The organism is Streptomyces sp. NPDC013457, assembly GCF_043089925.1.
GTDB lineage: Bacteria > Actinomycetota > Actinomycetes > Streptomycetales > Streptomycetaceae > Streptomyces.
Window position 1 is genome coordinate 16,096 of sequence record NZ_JBICBL010000021.1, and the last position, 16,266, is coordinate 32,361.

General features: G+C 72.7%; 14 protein-coding genes and 1 pseudogene. 9 read left to right on the forward strand and 6 right to left on the reverse strand.

Translation table 11 applies throughout. The features are described 5' to 3' along the window. Positions 1-163: 163 nt before the first annotated feature. A pseudogene (locus tag ACF1G2_RS35035) lies at positions 164-365 on the forward strand (transposase); the annotation flags it as partial. A 230-nt stretch (positions 366-595) separates the two neighbouring features. Here ACF1G2_RS35035 and ACF1G2_RS35040 read toward each other — a convergent pair. Continuing rightward, complete coding sequence (locus tag ACF1G2_RS35040) at positions 596-931, reverse strand: lysine transporter LysE (protein WP_391802205.1); 336 nt, start codon at positions 929-931, stop codon at positions 596-598. 300 nt (positions 932-1,231) lie between these two features. Between ACF1G2_RS35040 and ACF1G2_RS35045 the strand changes: the two genes are divergently transcribed. Both ACF1G2_RS35045 and ACF1G2_RS35050 read left to right on the forward strand, forming a co-directional pair. Beyond that, complete coding sequence (locus ACF1G2_RS35045) at positions 1,232-2,620, forward strand: DNA-3-methyladenine glycosylase 2 family protein (RefSeq protein WP_391802237.1); 1,389 nt, start codon at positions 1,232-1,234, stop codon at positions 2,618-2,620. Between the two features lie 4 nt (positions 2,621-2,624). Next, entirely contained in the window at positions 2,625-3,071 is a 447-nt protein-coding gene (locus tag ACF1G2_RS35050; protein WP_391802206.1) for a GNAT family N-acetyltransferase, read from the forward strand. Here the strand turns inward: ACF1G2_RS35050 and ACF1G2_RS35055 are convergent. The 3 genes from ACF1G2_RS35055 to ACF1G2_RS35065 all read right to left on the reverse strand — a co-directional run bounded on the left by ACF1G2_RS35055 (position 3,037) and on the right by ACF1G2_RS35065 (position 5,182). Then, positions 3,037-3,447, reverse strand: coding sequence for a PPOX class F420-dependent oxidoreductase (locus tag ACF1G2_RS35055; protein WP_391802207.1), 411 nt, complete (start codon positions 3,445-3,447; stop codon positions 3,037-3,039). The genes ACF1G2_RS35050 and ACF1G2_RS35055 overlap by 35 nt on opposite strands. Positions 3,448-3,601: 154 nt before the next feature. Continuing rightward, complete coding sequence (locus ACF1G2_RS35060) at positions 3,602-4,084, reverse strand: DUF456 domain-containing protein (RefSeq protein WP_391802208.1); 483 nt, start codon at positions 4,082-4,084, stop codon at positions 3,602-3,604. Positions 4,085-4,198: 114 nt separating this feature from the next. Next, positions 4,199-5,182 carry a helix-turn-helix domain-containing protein gene (locus ACF1G2_RS35065; RefSeq protein ID WP_391802209.1) on the reverse strand — a complete coding sequence of 328 codons (984 nt, stop codon included), beginning with the start codon at positions 5,180-5,182 and terminating at the stop codon, positions 4,199-4,201. Positions 5,183-5,415: 233 nt separating this feature from the next. Here ACF1G2_RS35065 and ACF1G2_RS35070 point away from each other — a divergent pair, with 233 nt between their 5' ends. From ACF1G2_RS35070 to ACF1G2_RS35080, 3 genes are all read left to right on the forward strand, one after another. After that, positions 5,416-9,177, forward strand: coding sequence for a S8 family serine peptidase (locus tag ACF1G2_RS35070; RefSeq protein WP_391802210.1), 3,762 nt, complete (start codon positions 5,416-5,418; stop codon positions 9,175-9,177). A gap of 108 nt (positions 9,178-9,285) precedes the next feature. Further along, positions 9,286-10,743: a protein phosphatase 2C domain-containing protein gene (locus ACF1G2_RS35075; protein ID WP_391802211.1), complete on the forward strand. Its 1,458-nt coding sequence runs from the start codon at positions 9,286-9,288 to the stop codon at positions 10,741-10,743. A gap of 27 nt (positions 10,744-10,770) precedes the next feature. Next, a complete protein-coding gene (locus ACF1G2_RS35080; RefSeq protein WP_391802212.1) occupies positions 10,771-12,513 on the forward strand; it encodes a pyruvate dehydrogenase in 1,743 nt (580 codons plus the stop codon). Between the two features lie 26 nt (positions 12,514-12,539). Here the strand turns inward: ACF1G2_RS35080 and ACF1G2_RS35085 are convergent, their stop codons facing one another. Then, positions 12,540-13,118 (reverse strand): TetR/AcrR family transcriptional regulator, encoded by a 579-nt coding sequence (locus tag ACF1G2_RS35085; RefSeq protein WP_391802213.1) that lies wholly within the window; start codon positions 13,116-13,118, stop codon positions 12,540-12,542. 92 nt (positions 13,119-13,210) lie between these two features. On the opposite strand from ACF1G2_RS35085, the gene ACF1G2_RS35090 reads away from it, so the two are divergent. The 3 genes from ACF1G2_RS35090 to ACF1G2_RS35100 all read left to right on the forward strand — a co-directional run bounded on the left by ACF1G2_RS35090 (position 13,211) and on the right by ACF1G2_RS35100 (position 15,014). Continuing rightward, complete coding sequence (locus tag ACF1G2_RS35090) at positions 13,211-13,657, forward strand: anthrone oxygenase family protein (protein ID WP_391802214.1); 447 nt, start codon at positions 13,211-13,213, stop codon at positions 13,655-13,657. Positions 13,658-13,742: 85 nt separating this feature from the next. After that, positions 13,743-14,477: a translation initiation factor IF-2 gene (locus ACF1G2_RS35095; RefSeq protein ID WP_391802215.1), complete on the forward strand. Its 735-nt coding sequence runs from the start codon at positions 13,743-13,745 to the stop codon at positions 14,475-14,477. A gap of 132 nt (positions 14,478-14,609) precedes the next feature. Beyond that, a complete protein-coding gene (locus tag ACF1G2_RS35100; RefSeq protein ID WP_391802238.1) occupies positions 14,610-15,014 on the forward strand; it encodes an ATP-binding protein in 405 nt (134 codons plus the stop codon). Between the two features lie 36 nt (positions 15,015-15,050). Here ACF1G2_RS35100 and ACF1G2_RS35105 read toward each other — a convergent pair whose 3' ends face one another. Beyond that, positions 15,051-16,112 carry a DUF2637 domain-containing protein gene (locus ACF1G2_RS35105; protein WP_391802216.1) on the reverse strand — a complete coding sequence of 354 codons (1,062 nt, stop codon included), beginning with the start codon at positions 16,110-16,112 and terminating at the stop codon, positions 15,051-15,053. Positions 16,113-16,266 lie beyond the last annotated feature (154 nt).

Sequence of the window (16,266 nt, forward strand, 5' to 3'; positions counted from 1 at the left end):
TACCGGTCCACGGATCCTTCCGGTCGTACCGGCCTACGGATCCTTCCGGCCGTACCGGCCGGTGGGCCGCCGGCCCTGCCGGCCCACCGGCTCCCGGCGGCCCACCCGCGCCGGCTCGGCGGCGGCCGGGCGGGCCCGACCAGCGCGGCCGGGAGCTGGCGCGACGTTCGGCACCGTTCTGGTGATCGTGGACCAGCCCGCCTCCATCGGCGCCCTCCCGCTCACGGTCGCCCGCGACGCGGGCTGCCAGGGGCTACCTGCCCGGGCTGGCGATGCGGCGGATCGCCGACCTCTACCCCGGCGAGGCGAAGACCGACGCCAAGGACGCGGCCGTGATCGCGGACGCCGCCCGCACCATGCCGCACATGTTCCTCTCCGCCGTCGCCTGCATGAACGCCGACCCGGCCTCCCGCACCTACGACGACAAGCAACACGCCCGCGGCAAGGCCCATACCCAGGCCCTCCTCCGCCTCGCCCGCCAACGGATCAGCGTCCTGTTCGTGATGCTCCGCGACGGCACCTTCTACGAGTCACGCGTCCCCGAAACAGCTACCGCATGACCGGCCTCGGACCTGCGTAGCTGAACCAGACGGCCTCACAGGCAGTCGCATCCTGTGGAGTAGAGCAGCAGGAAGAGGGTCGTCATGGCGGTCACGGTGAAACCGACAGCGGTCAGGGCGGCGAGGCCCCGACGGCGCCCCTTCGCGGGGGTGCGGAAGGACTGCCAGGCGCCGTGGGCGAGGAGGAGGCTGAGCAGCCCGGCCCCCGCGACGGTGAAGCGCGGGCTGAGGGACCAGCTCAGGTAGGCGATCAGAGCCAGACAGCCGAGCAGGGCACAAGCGAGCAGGCTGAGGATCACCTCGGCGACGGCTTCTCCCACCGTCTCGACCAGGAAGTCACCGACGCCTTTCGCTGCCCTGCGGACCCCCATGAAGCTCCTCCCCCTTGCGTCGATGGCCCCGAGCGGGGCCTGGTACGGAGGACCCCCGTCGAGCCGGAATGGTTGCCGGGGTGCTCAAGAGTTGCCGACTGCGGCCCATGGTCACACCTTGACGAAGGACATAGAGGCACCCCCCCGCGAACTCGCCGCGCGCTCGGCTGCCGCTGAGCCGACCGGGGCTGCCCCCCCGGCTCCAGCGTGGTGTCCGAAAGCCGCCAGGCCGGGGCGTCGTGGTCCCGCACACTGGGTGGTGTGAGGCATCAGGAAACCGGGACCGCCGCGGCCGAGGACATGCGGTACGAGGCGGTCAGCAGTCGGGACGCGCGGTTCGACGGGGCGTTCTTCTTCGCCGTCGAGACCACCGGCATCTACTGCCGGCCCAGCTGCCCCGCCGTCACCCCCAAGCGGAAGAACGTCACGTTCTTCCCCACCGCCGCCGCCGCTCAGGGCCACGGATTCCGGGCCTGTCGGCGCTGCCGGCCGGACGCCGTGCCCGGTTCCGCCGAGTGGAACGTCCGCGCCGACGTCGTCGGGCGCGCCATGCGGCTGATCGGAGACGGCGTCGTCGACCGCGAAGGCGTCCCCGGCCTCGCCGGACGCCTCGGCTACAGCCCCCGCCAGGTGCAGCGCCAGCTCACCGCCGAACTCGGCGCGGGCCCCGTCGCCCTCGCCCGCGCCCAGCGCGCCCACACCGCCCGGCTGCTCCTGCAGACCACCGGGCTGCCCGTCACCGAGATCGCCTTCGCGTCCGGCTTCGCCAGCGTGCGCCAGTTCAACGACACGATCCGCCGCATCTACGCCCGTACCCCCACCGAGCTGCGCGCCGAGTCCGGTACCGGCGCCGGACCCCGTACCGCGCTGGCCGCCGGCGTGCCGCTGCGGCTCGCGCACCGGGGCCCGTACGCCGCCCGCGAGGTCTTCGACCTGCTCGCCGCCGAGGCCCTCCCCGGCGTCGAGGAGGTGCTCGGCGCCCCCGGAGCCCGCACCTACCGCCGTACGCTCCGCCTCCCGTACGGCACCGGCATCGTCTCCGTCGACGAGCGCTCCGCAGGAGCCTGGCTGGAGGCCCGGATCCACCTCTCCGACCTCCGCGACCTGACCACCGCCGTCCAGCGGCTGCGCCGCCTCCTCGACCTGGACGCCGACCCCTACGCCGTCGCGGAGCGCCTCGGCGCCGACCCGGTGCTCGCCGAGCGGGTCGCCGCCCGTCCCGGACTGCGGTCGCCGGGTGCGGCCGACCCGGAGGAGTTCGCGCTACGGACCGTCGTCGGCCCCGACGAGGCGGCGCGGCTGGTCCCGGCCCTGGGCACCCCCCTGGAGAACGCCTGCGGCGGCCTCACGCACCTCTTCCCCGAGCCCGCCGCGCTCACCGGCCACCCTCAGGCCGGCCCGTTGGCCACCGCGCTCGCCGCCGGGGCCGTACGCCTCGATCCGGGCGCCGACCGCGACGAGTCCGAGCGCGCTCTGCGCGCCGTCCCCGGGGTGACCCCCACCCACGCGGCCGTGATCCGTGCGCGGGCCCTCGGCGACCCCGACGTGGACCCGGAGGCGGACCCGGACGCGCACCCCGTCGTGGACCCGGAGGCGGACCCGGACGCTCGGTCCGGATCCGACGCCTGGCGGCCGTGGCGGTCGTACGCACACCAGTACCGGAGGCTCGCGCCCCTGCCGTCACAATGAACGCATGATCGAAACAGACCTTCTCGGACCCGACGACCGCGACGCCTGGGAGCGTCTCTTCCGCGCCTACCTCGACTTCTACGGCCGTACAGAGCCCGACGCCCTGTACGAGCGGGCGTGGAACGCCTTCCGGGAGGGCGCGCGGGTCCACGCGCGGGCGGCACGGCTCGACGGGCGCCTCGTCGGCTTCACCCACTTCTTCGTCCACCCCAGCACCTCCGGGCCGGACGTGTGCTACCTCCAGGACCTGTTCACCGACCCCGACGCGCGCGGCCGAGGCGTGGCGCGCGCCCTGATCGCCGCGGTGACCGAGTGGGCGAAGGAGCAGGGCTGCGACCGGGTCTACTGGAACACCCAGGCGTCCAACACCACCGCCCGGCGGCTCTACGACAAGGTCGCCCGCGACACCGGCTTCATCAAGTACCAGATCGATCTTCCGAAGGGTCCGTGACCTCCGGAAGGCCCCAGCTGTGGATCCGGTGCGGGTGGATCCGGATCACCTCCTCGCTGAAATGCGGGCCGAGCTCGTGCGGCCCCACCCGCAGCTCGGCCACGCCCCGGATCTCCACCCCGCGCACCCGCCACGGCCGGACGCTCGCGAGATCGTCGACGACCAGCGCCACCTTGGGGTTGGCGCGGAGGTTGCGCCACTTCTTCGAGCGGCCCATCGCGAGTCCGCCGACCAGGACCGTGCCGTCCTCCTGGGGGAAGAAGCCGACCGGATTGGCCTGCGGCTGACCCGTGGGGTCGACCGTGGCCATGCGGCCGAGGCGCTGCGTGCGGAGGTAGGCGAGCTCGGCGACGCTGAATCCCTCGAAATCCCTCATACGGCCAGCATGGCTCCCGGCCTCCGCGCGGCGCATCGGCGATCCGGCCGACCGCGCACGGGCCTGCGGACCTAGGTCCGAGGCCCCGGTCCTGGTTCGGTCCGGGCCCAACCCCGGCAACCCCGGCTCCCCAGCCCCGGCTCCCGCACCGGGTTCAGCCCCAGAGCACCGCGCCTGCCCACGCGCCGACGATCAGCAGGCAGGCGAACATCTCCACCAGGATGCTCGTCCCGGCCGCCCGCATGACGGTCCTCGTGGACGCCCTGGCCTGGCCGTGCCCGCCCAGGCGGAGCCGTTCGCAGAGGTAGATCCCGCCGATGAAACCGGGGACGGCGCCGATCACGGGGATCAGGAAGAAGCCGAGGAACGCCCCGACCCCGGCGTACGTCACCATCCGCCGGGTGATGCCGACGCCCCGGATCCGGCGCTGCGGCAGGAGCCACACCACCACCTGGGTGAGCAGGAGCAGCGCGGTCGAGGCGACGAGCAGGATCCAGGCGAGCCCGCTCTGCTCGTGCAGCGCCCACCAGAGCATGGCCGCCCACACCAGCCACGGCCCCGGCACGCCGGGAGCCAGTACCCCGAACAGGCCGAGCAGCATCACCATCGCGACGAGCAACAGCTGCCACACACCCATCTGCCCAGCGTGCAGGACCCATGATCTCCGCGCAGGTCGCAGGGTACGTACGGGGGGCCCGGCACCCGTACGTACCCCCCGCGCGGCCCCAGCCCGCTCGGCGCCCCTCGCCTCCTATCTGCGGGCCACCCACCCCTTCTCGTAGGCGTGCCAGCCCAGCTGCAGCCGGGTCGTCACACCCGACAGCTCCATCAGGCCCTTCACCCGGCGCTGAACCGTCCGCAGGCCCAGGTCCAGCTGCTTGGCCACGCTCGCGTCCGTCATGCCGGCCAGGAGCAGCGAGAGGATCTCCAGGTCCGTCACGTCGGGGCCCGGCACCTCCGCCTGCGTGATCTGCGCGCCCGCCCCGAGCCGAAGCGGCAGCGCGTCGCGCCAGACCGCCTCGAAGAGGCCCATCAGCGACTCCAGGAGCCCGCTCGCGTGCACCACGAGCGCCGCGGGCTCCGCGCCGCGGCCCGTCAGCGGGACCATCGCCAGCGCGCGGTCCGCGACCACCAGCTTGGTCGGGACCCGGTCGACCACCCGGATCTGCTCCTCACGGCCGAGTGCGGCCGACAGCTCGACGATCCCCGAAGGCAGGCTCAGCACCTCCCGCTCGATGACGACCCGGTAGGAGACGCCCCGCCCCGCCGCCAGCTCCTCCGCGTCGTTCTCCATCCCGGAGACCGCGATGGGCTTGCCGGTCACCAGCGCGCAGACCTCGTCGGTCGCGCCCAGCTGGAGCTGGAGGAAGCGGTGGGTGACGGCGCTCGCGCCGGTCACCACCTCCACCAGGTCGTGGACGGCCGGCTCCGCCGCCTCCGCCCGGTACTCCTCCGCGAGGAGCGCCGCCGCCAGCTCGGCCTGCTCCAACTCGTGCCGCTGCTGCGTCAGCAGCGCGCCCAGGGCCACCCCCGGCGGGGCCGCGACCCACCGCCCGGTCCGTGCCGAGGACTGCGCGGCCAGGCCCTGTGACTCCAGGCGCCGCAGCGCCCGCTCGGTGTCCGTCTCGGGCAGGCCGAGGCGGTGCGCCAGGTCCGCGACCTCCGCAGCCCCCAGCGCGACGAGCGCGCGGTACGCCGACTCCTGCCGTTCGTCGAGACCTATCGCTCCCAGCATCGCTGCCCACCCCTCGCCCGGGACGTCCTGGGGCGTCCCGGACATTCCCGGGACGTTCACCGGACGCATTCGTTCCGTTGGTGCTCTGGCGGAAATCGGCCACGACGTATTCCCGCCGCGCACATCATCCCTGCACCACCCTCACCTCTGCCAATGTGGCGTCACCGCAGCACCAACAGCCTCCGGGCCGGGGGATTTTGCCTGCCTTGGTCCGGATTCAGATGGGGAGAGCGATGCGCCCGATTTCGCGTACGGCCCTGGGGGCGGCGACCGCCGCCGTCCTGGCCGTCACCGCGGTCGCGCCGTCCACGGCAGCCGCGCCGCAGGACGACACGACCCGCAATCGACCGCTGGTCGGCAGCGAGGCCCAGGCCCGCGCCGGGGGGCGGGCCGCCACCGTCACGCTGGTCACGGGCGACCGGGTCGTCGTCACCCGTGACGCCGCCGGGAACCCGGCCGCCTCCGCGCTGCCCCGCGAGGACGGGACGGTGCCCTTCGTCCAGACGCGCCGCTCGGGCCCGGACCTGTACGTCTACCCCGAGGGCGCCACCACCGCCCTCGCCGCGGGCCGCGTCGACGAGGAGCTCTTCAACGTCACGGGCCTGATCCGGCAGGGGTACGACGACGCCGGCACCGCCTCGCTTCCCCTGATCGCGGTCTACGGCTCCGACCTCGCCCGCTCCGTCCCGGCCGCCCCGCGCGGCGCCCGGCGCGGCCAGGTCCTCGAGACCGTCGACGGCGTCGCGCTCACGGCGGACAAGAAGCAGGCCTCCGCCTTCTGGGCAGACGTGAACACCCCCGCCGCCCGGTCCGCCTCCGGTCTGAAGAAGCTCTGGCTCGACCGCAAGGTTCAGGCCACCCTGGAGCGCTCGACGAAGCAGGTCCACGCGCCCGAGGCCTGGGCCGCCGGCTTCGACGGCAAGGGGACCAAGGTCGCCGTCCTCGACACCGGCGCCGACGTCGAGCACCCCGACCTCAAGGGTCGGGTCGTCGCCTCGGAGAACTTCACCGACTCCGACACCGCCGACGACCGCCAGGGCCACGGCACCCACACGATCTCCACGGTCGGCGGCTCCGGCGCGGCGAGCGGCGGAAAGAAGAAGGGTGTGGCGCCCGGCGCGGACCTGCTCAACGGCAAGGTCCTGAACGACTCCGGCTCCGGCGCCACCTCCTGGATCATCGCCGGCATGGAGTGGGCCGTCGCCCAGGGCGCCGACGTCGTCTCCATGAGTCTCGGCAACCCCGCCGAGACCGACTGCACCGACCCCATGAGCATCGCCGCCGAGGAACTCGCCCAGAACGAGGGCACGTTGTTCGTCGTCGCCGCCGGGAACACCGGCCCCTCGCTCAACACGGTCTCCTCGCCGGGCTGCGCGCCGAGCGTCCTCACCGTCGGCGCGACCGACCGCGACGACTCCACCGCGTACTTCTCCAGCCGCGGCCCGACGACGCTCGGTCACACCCTCAAGCCGGAGATCGCGGCCCCCGGCGTCGGCATATCCGCCGCGGCGGCGGGCGGCCGGGGCGTGTACGCCTACCAGGCCATGTCCGGCACGTCGATGGCCACCCCGCACGTCGCGGGCGCCGCGGCCATCGTCAAGCAGCGCCACCCCGACTGGACCGCCCAGCAGATCAAGGCCGCTCTCGTCTCCTCCGCCGAGAGCTCCGTCCCCGGCGACGTACGCGAGGTCGGCGGCGGGCGGCTCGACGTCAAGGCAGCCGTCGACCAGACGGTCCTCGGCGCCGACGCCGTCCAGGGCGGCACCTTCAACTGGCCCCAGGACGGCAGCGACCGCACCTCGGTCTCCGTCCCGTACACGAACACCTCCGCCGAGGCCGTCACCCTGACGCTCGCCGTCGAGAGCGTCACCGGCAACGACGGCTCGCGCGTACGGTCCTCCGTCGCCCGGCTCGCCAAGCGCACCGTCACCGTCCCGGCCGGCGCGACCGTCGAGGTCCCGCTCCACCTTGATCCGGCCGCCCACCTGGAGCGCGCCCAGTACGGCGACGTCACCGGCCGGGTGGTCGCCACCGCCCCCGGCGGCGTCCACGTCTCGACGCCGTTCTCGCTCTACGTCCAGCCCGAGACCGTCACCCTGCGGGTCAAGCTGATCGACCGTCAGGGCCGGCCCGCCGGCGGCGCCTCGTCCCTCGACCTCATCGGCACCGACACCGCGAGCGGCGAGCGCCGCTTCAACGAGGGCGCCACCGACCAGGTCTTCCGGGTCCGTCCCGGCAGCTACTTCCTCACCTCCTTCGTCACCACCCCCGACGCCGGCGAGGGCGCCACGCTGACCGACTCGCTCAGCTACCTGGCCCGGCCGCAGATCGAGGTCAAGAAGGACACCACCGTCGTCCTCGACGCGCGCAAGGCCCACAGGCTCGCGGTGAAGACCGACAAGCCCGGTGAACAGCGCGGCACCACCCTGGCGTTCGCCCGCTCCTGGGACGACACCTGGCTGCACTCCGGCTCGGCCGCCGGTGTGCGCTCGATCCGCGGCTACTACGCCTCGGTCGAAGGCCGCGCCGACGAGGGCGACTTCGAGTTCGGCAGCTACTGGCGCACCGTCGCCCCGCAGATCTCCGAGCTGAAGACGGGCGACGGCACCGTCCTGCACCCGGTCACCGGCTCCCTCGGTTCCGACAACCTCGACGGCACCGGCTCCGCCCGGCTCGTCGACGCGGGCGACGGAACCCCGGAGGAGCTGAAGGCGGCCGGCGTCCGGGGCCGCGTGGCCCTGGTCCGCTTCCCCGACACCTCCACCAACGCGAGCACGGTCGCCCGGAACGCCAAGGCCGAGGGAGCCGTCGCGGTCCTCGCCCACCGCACCTCGACCGCCCGCTGGTACCCGACCGCAGGCTTCACCGGAGCGGGGTTCCCGGTCCTCGCCGTCGACTCCGCCGAGGCCGCCGCGCTGCTCGGGAAGCTCTCCGCCGGCGAGGTCGTCCTCTCCTGGAAGGCCACGGCGAAGAGTCCGTACCTCTACAACCTCGCCTTCCCCGAGACCGGTTCGATCCGTGACGACAGGACCTACCGGGTCCGCGACGGCCGGCTTGGCCGCACCGAGTCCACCTACGGCTCGATGGGCGTGGCCACCGACTTCATCGACAACGCGGCCGCCTACCGCCCCAACGGCACGGCCGTCTACTTCGGCGCCATCGAGCCGGTCCCGGCCCCCGGCACCCGGACGGAGTACTACACGCCCGGGGACACCCGGTGGGACCAGATGCTCTCCTCCAGCTTCCCCTTCGGCGAGTTCATGATCGGGGCCCAGCGCGCCTACAAGGAGGGGGAGAGGCGTACCGAGCGCTGGTACGACGGTGTCGTCGCGCCGACCGCGCCGCAGGACGCGTCCGGTGAGCCCGTCCTCGTCGCCGAACGCCAGGGCGACCTGATCGGCTTCGCGGACTCCCTGTGGGGCGACGGCACCCACTACTCCCAGCCCGGGTCCTTCGGGGACATCGGCAACCTCCGGTTGAGCAGGGACGGGGAGTTGCTCGGCGAGACCGGATGGCCGTTCGGGGTCTTCGAAGTTCCGTCCGAGCGCGGTGCGTACACGCTCGAACAGAACACCATGAAGATCGGCAGCAAGGTGTGGGACCGCTCCACATCCGTCAACTCGGTGTGGGAATTCACTTCCCAGGCCGACGAGAACGTCTACTCTCAAGGCATCCCGATTCTCTTCCCCCGGTACACCCTTCCGGAGGACGGACTCAAGACCCTCGCCGCGACCGACGGCCAGAAGATCGGCCTCAGCGCGACGGGTCACGCGGGCTACCAGGCAGCCGCGCTCACCTCGGCCAGGCTCTCGTACTCCTACGACGGAGGCGCGACCTGGACGGAGGCGCAGGTCTCGCGGCAGGACGGCGCCTGGACCGCGACCGTGAACCACGCGGGCGCGGCCGGCAAGCCGGTCACCCTGAAGTCCGAACTGACGGATGCCAACGGCAACTCCGTCACCCAGACCGTGGTCCGCGCTTACGACGTGCGCTGATCACGCCGGTCCGCCGGGCGTCCTTCCCGTGGGGGGTGGGGTCGCCCGGCGGACCCCTTTTTCGTCATGTCCCGTTTTCTGGCGGCCCGCGCGGTGGACAATAAGGGCATGACTCAGCAGGGGGACAACTGGTGGGACAAGCTCTACGACGAGTCGGCACCGGACACGGCACCGACCACGACGGGCGACACGCTCGACGACCGCTTCGACTCCGCCTCGCAGGCGACGACGGAGCTCCCGACCGCGGCGCTTCCGGCCACGACGCAGGCCCCGGCCACGGAGTTCCCGGCCACGACACCGGCCCCGCCCTCGGCCCCCCGGACGGCGGACGGAGCGCCGAGCCCGGCGCCGCTGCCGCCCCGTGCCCCCTGGGAGCCGCTCGACGACCCCGGCGCCACCCCTGAACCACGCTCCTTCGCGGCGCCCCCGCCCCGAGTGGCGGCGCCCGACCCGAGGACGGCTCCGCGGACGGAACCGGCGGCGGACCCGACGCCGGACGCGCGGCCGCCCGCCCCGCCCGAGGCGGACGCCGTGCCCGTGCCCCGCCCCCGTACCGCCCACATCGGCAACCGCCCGCCCACCTACGAGGCCGAGCCCACCGCTCTCCCCCCGGCCCGGCCCGGAGAGCTGGGCGAACTGGTCGCCGACACCGTCCTCGACGGCGCGCGCTACGGCTCGTACACCCTGCGCGCCGCCTCGCAGCGCGGCGACTCCGCCCGCTACCGCGGCGAACCCCGCAGGGACGCCCTGCTCACCGCCCGGTTCGGGCAGGAGGAGGCCGCGCTCGTCCTCGTCGCCGTGGCGAGCGGCGCCCGCGCCGCCGAGGCCGCCCATCTCGCCGCGGCCGACACCTGCCGCTGGATCGGCGAGGCCGTCGGCCGCAGCCACGTCCGGCTCTCCGAGGACATCCGCTCCGGCCGGCGCGGCGACCTGAAGTCGGGGCTCCACCGGCTCACCGCCCGCACCTACGGAAAGCTGCGGGCCCGCGCGGCCGAACTGGGCGTGAGTACGGAGGAGTACACGGCAGGCCTGCGCTGCCTGCTGCTCTCCGCCGACCCCGCCTGCCGCACGCGCGTCTTCTTCGGCATCGGCGCGGGCGGTCTCTTCCGCCTCCGCGACGGCGCCTGGCAGGACATCGAGCCCCTGCTCCCGGAGCCCGCCGCGCTCGCCGGCGCGCCCGTCGTCGGTTTCGGCTCACCTCCCGCGGAGACGGCGGAGGGCGACCGCGCGACCATGAGACTCAACGTCACCGGCCCGCCGGGCGCCCCCTCGGCCGAGGAGCCTCCGCCGGTCCCCTCCTGGGGGGACTCGGGCCCCGGCGCGCCCGCGCCGCCCGCCGAACCGTTCCGCTTCCGGGCCTCCGTCGCCCGCCCCGGTGACACCCTCCTCCTCGCCTCGAACGGCCTCGCCGAGCCGATGCGCGGCGAGCCCGCCCTCGCCAAGGAGCTCGCGGAGCGCTGGGCGGCCCCCGAGCCGCCCGGGCTCGCGGCCTTCCTGGCCGACACCCAGCTCCGCGTGAAGGGGTACGCCGACGACCGTACGGGCGTGGCCGTCTGGGAGGCGTAACGGTCCGCCCCATGGGTTGATGGACCCATGGCCAAGCAGAACGTCGCAGAACAGTTCGTCGACATCCTCGTCCGGGCGGGCGTCCGGCGGCTGTACGGAGTCGTCGGCGACAGCCTGAACCCCGTCGTCGACGCCATCCGCCGTACGCCCGACATCGACTGGATCCAGGTCCGGCACGAGGAGACCGCCGCCTTCGCCGCGGGAGCCGAGGCGCAGATCACCGGTCGCCTCGCGGCGTGCGCGGGCTCCTGCGGCCCGGGCAACCTGCACCTGATCAACGGCCTGTACGACGCGCACCGCTCGATGGCCCCGGTCCTGGCGCTCGCCTCGCACATCCCCTCCAGCGAGATCGGCCTCGGCTACTTCCAGGAGACCCACCCGGACCGGCTCTTCTCCGAGTGCAGCCACTACAGCGAGCTGATCTCCAACCCCCGCCAGATGCCCCGGCTGCTCCAGACGGCCATCCAGCACGCCATCGGGCAGGGCGGGGTCAGCGTCGTCTCGCTGCCGGGCGACATCGCCTCCGAACCGGCCCCGGACAAGACGTGGGAGACCGCGCTCGTCACCTCCCGGCCCACCGTCCGCCCGAGCGACGCAGAGATCACCGCCCTGGCCCGGATGATCGACGAGGCCGAACGGGTGACGCTGTTCTGCGGCAGCGGTACGGCCGGGGCGCACGCCGAGGTGATGCAGTTCGCCGAGCGGGTGAAGGCGCCCGTCGGGCACGCGCTGCGCGGCAAGGAGTGGATCCAGTACGACAACCCGTTCGACGTGGGGATGAGCGGGCTGCTGGGTTACGGGGCGGCCTACGAGGCCACCCACGAGTGCGATCTGCTGATCCTGCTCGGCACGGACTTCCCGTACAACGCCTTCCTGCCGGACGACGTCAGAATCGTCCAGGTGGACGTCCGGCCCGAGCGGCTCGGCCGCCGCTCCAAGCTCGACCTGGCGGTCTGGGGCGATGTCCGGGAGACGCTGAGCTGCCTCACCCCGCGGGTACGGGCGAAGTCGGACCGCCGCTTCCTGGACAAGATGCTCAAGAAGCACGCCGACGCGCTCGAAGGCGTCGTCAAGGCGTACACCCGCAAGGTGGAGAAGCACGTCCCGATCCACCCGGAGTACGTCGCCTCGGTCCTCGACGAACTGGCCGACGACGACGCGGTGTTCACCGTCGACACGGGCATGTGCAACGTCTGGGCCGCGCGCTACGTCTCGCCCAACGGCCGTCGCCGGATCATCGGCTCCTTCTCGCACGGCTCGATGGCGAACGCCCTGCCGCAGGCCATCGGCGCGCAGTTCACGGACCGGGGCCGTCAGGTGATCTCGATGTCCGGCGACGGCGGGTTCTCGATGCTGATGGGCGACTTCCTCACCCTGGTCCAGTACGACCTGCCGGTGAAGGTCGTGCTGTTCGACAACTCCGCGCTCTCCATGGTCGAGTTGGAGATGCTGGTCGCCGGCCTTCCGTCGTACGGCACGACCAACCGCAACCCCGACTTCGCCGCTGTGGCCCGCGCGGCGGGCGCCTACGGCGTCCGCGTGGAGAAGCCCAAGCACCTCGCGGGCGCCCTCAAGGACGCCTTCCGGCACAAGGGCCCGGCGCTCGTCGACATCGTGACCGACCCCAACGCGCTCTCGATCCCCCCGAAGATCAGCCGCGAGATGGTCTCCGGCTTCGCCCTCTCGGCAAGCAAGATCGTCCTGGACGGCGGAGTGGGCCGCATGCTCCAGATGGCCCGCTCCAACCTGCGGAACGTCCCCCGCCCCTAGGGCGTCTCCCCGGCGACCGCGGTGCGTCAGACCACGGGGAGCCGGTCCACCAGCAGCTCCACCCTGCGGCCGGCGTCCTCCGGCGGCAGACGGCCGGCCTGGGTCAGGGTCGCCAGCCCGTGGAGGGCGGCCCAGAAGACCTCGGTGAACATCGCCGGATGGACGCCGTCACCGGCGACCTCGCCGAGGCTCTCCACGAGGGCGGCGAACGCGTCCTTCAGTGGCTCCGGGGTGTCCTCCTTCGCGAACGCCAGCCCGCCGTCGAGCTGGAACATGGCGTCGTAGACCGCCGGGTTGCGTTCGGAGAAGTCGAGGTAGGCGCGGGCGAGCGCGGCGACCCGGGCGCGCGGACCGTCCGCGGCCGAGGTCGCGGCCCGCAGTGCCGCGGCCATCTCGGCGGCGCCCTCCAGGGCGACGGCGCCGATGATCTCGCGTTTGCCGCGGAAGTGGCTGTAGAGAACGGGCTGGCTGTACTCGATGCGCTCGGCGAGCAGGCGGGTGGTGACCGCGTCCCAGCCCTGCTCCTCGGCGAGTTCGCGGGCCGTGGCCACGATGAGGCGCTCGCGGACCGCCCGTTCGCGTTCCTTGCGTTCCTGTACCGACATGCTCCGATTCTAGCACCGCTAGACAATCGAGCGTGAGCAGCGCTAGCGTTGCTAACGTCATCTAGCGGCGCTAGATCCCAGGAGGGGTCGTCATGCTCAACGCACTCGAGGTCGTCACCACCGTGGTCGTCGGCGTGATGGTGGGGGTGGAGTTCTCCGTCGCCTTCGTCCTCAACCCGATCCTCGGCGCACTTCCGGAGGACAGCGGCCAGCTCGGCCGCTCCCACGGGGGCCGGATGCTCGGCGCCGTGATGCCGGTCTGGTACATCACCTCGCTCGTCCTCGTCGCGGCCTGGGCCGCCGCGGCATGGAACGACCCCGGCACCGGCCTGGTCGTCACCGCCGGCGCCCTGCTGATCGTCAGCATGATCATGTCGATCCTGCTGCTCGTCCCCATCAACAACCGGGGCAAGAACTGGACCCCCGACACCCGGCCCGCCGACTGGAAGGAGCAGATGAAGCGCTGGGACCGCCTCCACTACGTCCGCGTGGCCGTCATCATCGCCGCCTTCGCCCTGCTGGCCGCCGCCCTGGCCTGAGCCCCCGGCTTCGTACAATCACCCACTCCGATATGAGTAGTCGAGCGGATGGCCGCCTGAGGGCGGCACCGGGAAGGCTGGACGCATGCGCCGACTGCTGCTGCTCGCACCGCTGCTGCTGTTCGTCACGGGCTGCGGACTGATGCAGAACTCGGAGGACGAAGCGGCGGATGCCGCCCGGGAGGTGGCGCAGAAGGCCGGTGAGCGGCTCTACAGCCAGCGTCCGCGCACGGCGGAGGAGGTCGGACGCTCCGCTTCCGGCCTCGACGGCGTGGAGGTGCTGAAGCTGGCCGGTACCTCGACCCATGACGGGGACGGCGTCGACGTCGTGGTCCGCACCTCCGGCACGGCGTACGACGCGCGGTTCGACCTGGACCGGATCACCGTGGTCCGCTGCTTCTCGATACGGGTGTCGCCCAGGTCGGAGTGGCGTGAGGAGCCCAGCGGTGTGGACTGCCCCGAAGGGCCTCCGCTGACCTTCGCCCCGGCACCCGAACCGCCCAGGCTGCCGTACGAGCAACTGCGAGTGAAGCTTCCCCGGGTACCGGCGAACGGCCGGGCGGACGAGGCCGAGGTGCGCCGCGCGCTCGCCGCCCTGGACATGGACCCGGCGATCCGTACGGAGGTGAAGGCCGAAGGCGACCAGGTGGGCGTTCTCCTGTCGGTCAAGGGCAACGGCTTCGACGCACAGGACTGCCTGCTCGCCCGGGTGGGCCCCGGCGCCACCGAGGTGTGGTCGCCGTCCCGGATCCAGCGGATGCCCGGAGAAGGCGGGTGCTCCACAGCCAACGCCCTGCACCCCATGCCGCCCCCGCACTGAACGGGCCCCGGCGGGGTCATGGGCGCGGGTGACCCTCGTAGTCGGGCGGTGTATGAATGCCGCCCGGTGGGTGGGGCATGCATCTCCGTGAACCTGTTCGAGGAGATGTGTACCGACATGTGGGTGGGGGTTATGGCCGGGGAGGCGCGACAGCCGACTCAACTGCTGAGAAAGGTGGGATGCGAGGATCTCACGGCGGTGCCGGAGGTGCGCCACGCGTTGCGCAGGATGCTGCGGACCTGGGGCGGACCGGGCGCCTCCGATGTCGCGGAGCTGCTCACGAGCGAACTCGTCACCAATGCGCTGATCCACACCGATCACGGCGCCGTGGTCACCGCGACCGTCGTGCCGGACAGCCTCCGGGTCGAGGTGCGGGACTTCGTCTCCAAGATCCCCGAGCCGCGCGTACCGATCGCCGACGACGGTACGAACGGCAGGGGACTGGTGCTGGTCCAGGAGCTGGCCGACTCCTGGGGTGTGGAGGCCCACGGCGTGGGCAAGGTGGTGTGGTTCGAGCTGAACGGCGGGGCGGCGTGAGTCCTCCACGCCGCCCCGCCGTCCGTGTCGGCCTGCTCAGCCGAACTGCTGCTCCAGGTCCTTCAGTTTGCGCTCCAGCGAGTCGAGCCGGGGCAGCGTCTGGGTGTCGTCCTCGGCGGTGAGGTCCACCGTCCGGGGCTCAGTACCCTTCACGGCCTGGAGGGAGGGCCGGTGTCGAAGCGGCAGCTGTCCGGGGTCCGCTATGGCGGGCTCCGCGACGGCCGTCCCCACGGACGGAGTCGCGGAGCCCGCGCCGGAGTTCAGGGCCGGCACCTCGACCTGACGTCCCCCGCCGCGTCCCAGACCGAAGGCCCGGTGCTGACGGTTGATCGCCTTGATCCTCGCTCGGTCGAGCTTCTCCCGCTCGCGCCTGCGCAGCCGGTTCTGCTCCTTCTCGCGCCGGTCCTCGCGGACCTCGTCGACCGCCTCGTCCAGGGTCCGCACACCCTCGAGGAGCATCAGCGACCAGGCCGCGAAGGTCTCCCTGGGCGCCCTCAGCCACCGTACGATCCGGATCTGCGGCAGCGGCCGGGGCACCAGGCCCTGCTCGCGCAGCGCCGCCCGGCGGGTCTGCTTGAGGGCCCGGTCGAACAGGACGGCGGCCGAGAGGGACATGCCCGCGAAGAACTGCGGGGCACCCGCGTGGCCGAGACCCCGGGGAGCGTGGACCCAGTTGAACCAGGCGGCCGCGCCCGCGAACGTCCACACCAGGAGCCGCGAGCCGAGGGCCGCGTCACCGTGGCTCGCCTCGCGCACCGCGAGGACCGAGCAGAACATCGCCGCGCCGTCGAGGCCGAAGGGGACGAGGTACTCCCAGCCCCCGGTGAGGTTCAGGTTCTGGCGGCCGAAGCCGACCAGACCGTGGAAGGAGAGCGCGGCGGCCACGGCCGCGCAGCAGAAGAGGAGGACGTAGGAGGCGGTCCCGTAGATCGCCTCCTTGCGGCGGCGGCGTTCCTCACTGCGCTCCCAGGAGTCCTCCGCCGCGGCCTGGTCACCGGCGCGCTTGCCGCGCGCGAGCACCGCCACCGCCGTCAGGACTCCGGCCACCATGACGCCACCCGGAAGCAGCCAGTCCAGTGATATGTCGGTCAGTCTCATGCGGTGTCCCTTGCATCGCAGTAGGGCGTTTCGGCCGCCCATACTGGCCGACCCCGGAGGTCGCTCACGGGGTTTCGCGGCAAGAGCACGCCAATGGGGCCTGACGGCATACGAATAGGGGTGATCTGGTCGAACGAACGCGCGGTGCAAGGGA

Excerpts from the sequence above, each read along its gene's own strand:
- ACF1G2_RS35040 (WP_391802205.1), bottom strand. The coding sequence starts at position 931 with ATGGGGGTCCGCAGGGCAGCGAAAGGCGTCGGTGACTTCCTGGTCGAG.
- ACF1G2_RS35045 (WP_391802237.1), top strand. The coding sequence starts at position 1,232 with ATGCGGTACGAGGCGGTCAGCAGTCGGGACGCGCGGTTCGACGGGGCG.
- ACF1G2_RS35050 (WP_391802206.1), top strand. The coding sequence starts at position 2,625 with ATGATCGAAACAGACCTTCTCGGACCCGACGACCGCGACGCCTGGGAG.
- ACF1G2_RS35055 (WP_391802207.1), bottom strand. The coding sequence starts at position 3,447 with ATGAGGGATTTCGAGGGATTCAGCGTCGCCGAGCTCGCCTACCTCCGC.
- ACF1G2_RS35060 (WP_391802208.1), bottom strand. The coding sequence starts at position 4,084 with ATGGGTGTGTGGCAGCTGTTGCTCGTCGCGATGGTGATGCTGCTCGGC.
- ACF1G2_RS35065 (WP_391802209.1), bottom strand. The coding sequence starts at position 5,182 with ATGCTGGGAGCGATAGGTCTCGACGAACGGCAGGAGTCGGCGTACCGC.
- ACF1G2_RS35070 (WP_391802210.1), top strand. The coding sequence starts at position 5,416 with ATGCGCCCGATTTCGCGTACGGCCCTGGGGGCGGCGACCGCCGCCGTC.
- ACF1G2_RS35075 (WP_391802211.1), top strand. The coding sequence starts at position 9,286 with ATGACTCAGCAGGGGGACAACTGGTGGGACAAGCTCTACGACGAGTCG.
- ACF1G2_RS35080 (WP_391802212.1), top strand. The coding sequence starts at position 10,771 with ATGGCCAAGCAGAACGTCGCAGAACAGTTCGTCGACATCCTCGTCCGG.
- ACF1G2_RS35085 (WP_391802213.1), bottom strand. The coding sequence starts at position 13,118 with ATGTCGGTACAGGAACGCAAGGAACGCGAACGGGCGGTCCGCGAGCGC.
- ACF1G2_RS35090 (WP_391802214.1), top strand. The coding sequence starts at position 13,211 with ATGCTCAACGCACTCGAGGTCGTCACCACCGTGGTCGTCGGCGTGATG.
- ACF1G2_RS35095 (WP_391802215.1), top strand. The coding sequence starts at position 13,743 with ATGCGCCGACTGCTGCTGCTCGCACCGCTGCTGCTGTTCGTCACGGGC.
- ACF1G2_RS35100 (WP_391802238.1), top strand. The coding sequence starts at position 14,610 with ATGGCCGGGGAGGCGCGACAGCCGACTCAACTGCTGAGAAAGGTGGGA.
- ACF1G2_RS35105 (WP_391802216.1), bottom strand. The coding sequence starts at position 16,112 with ATGAGACTGACCGACATATCACTGGACTGGCTGCTTCCGGGTGGCGTC.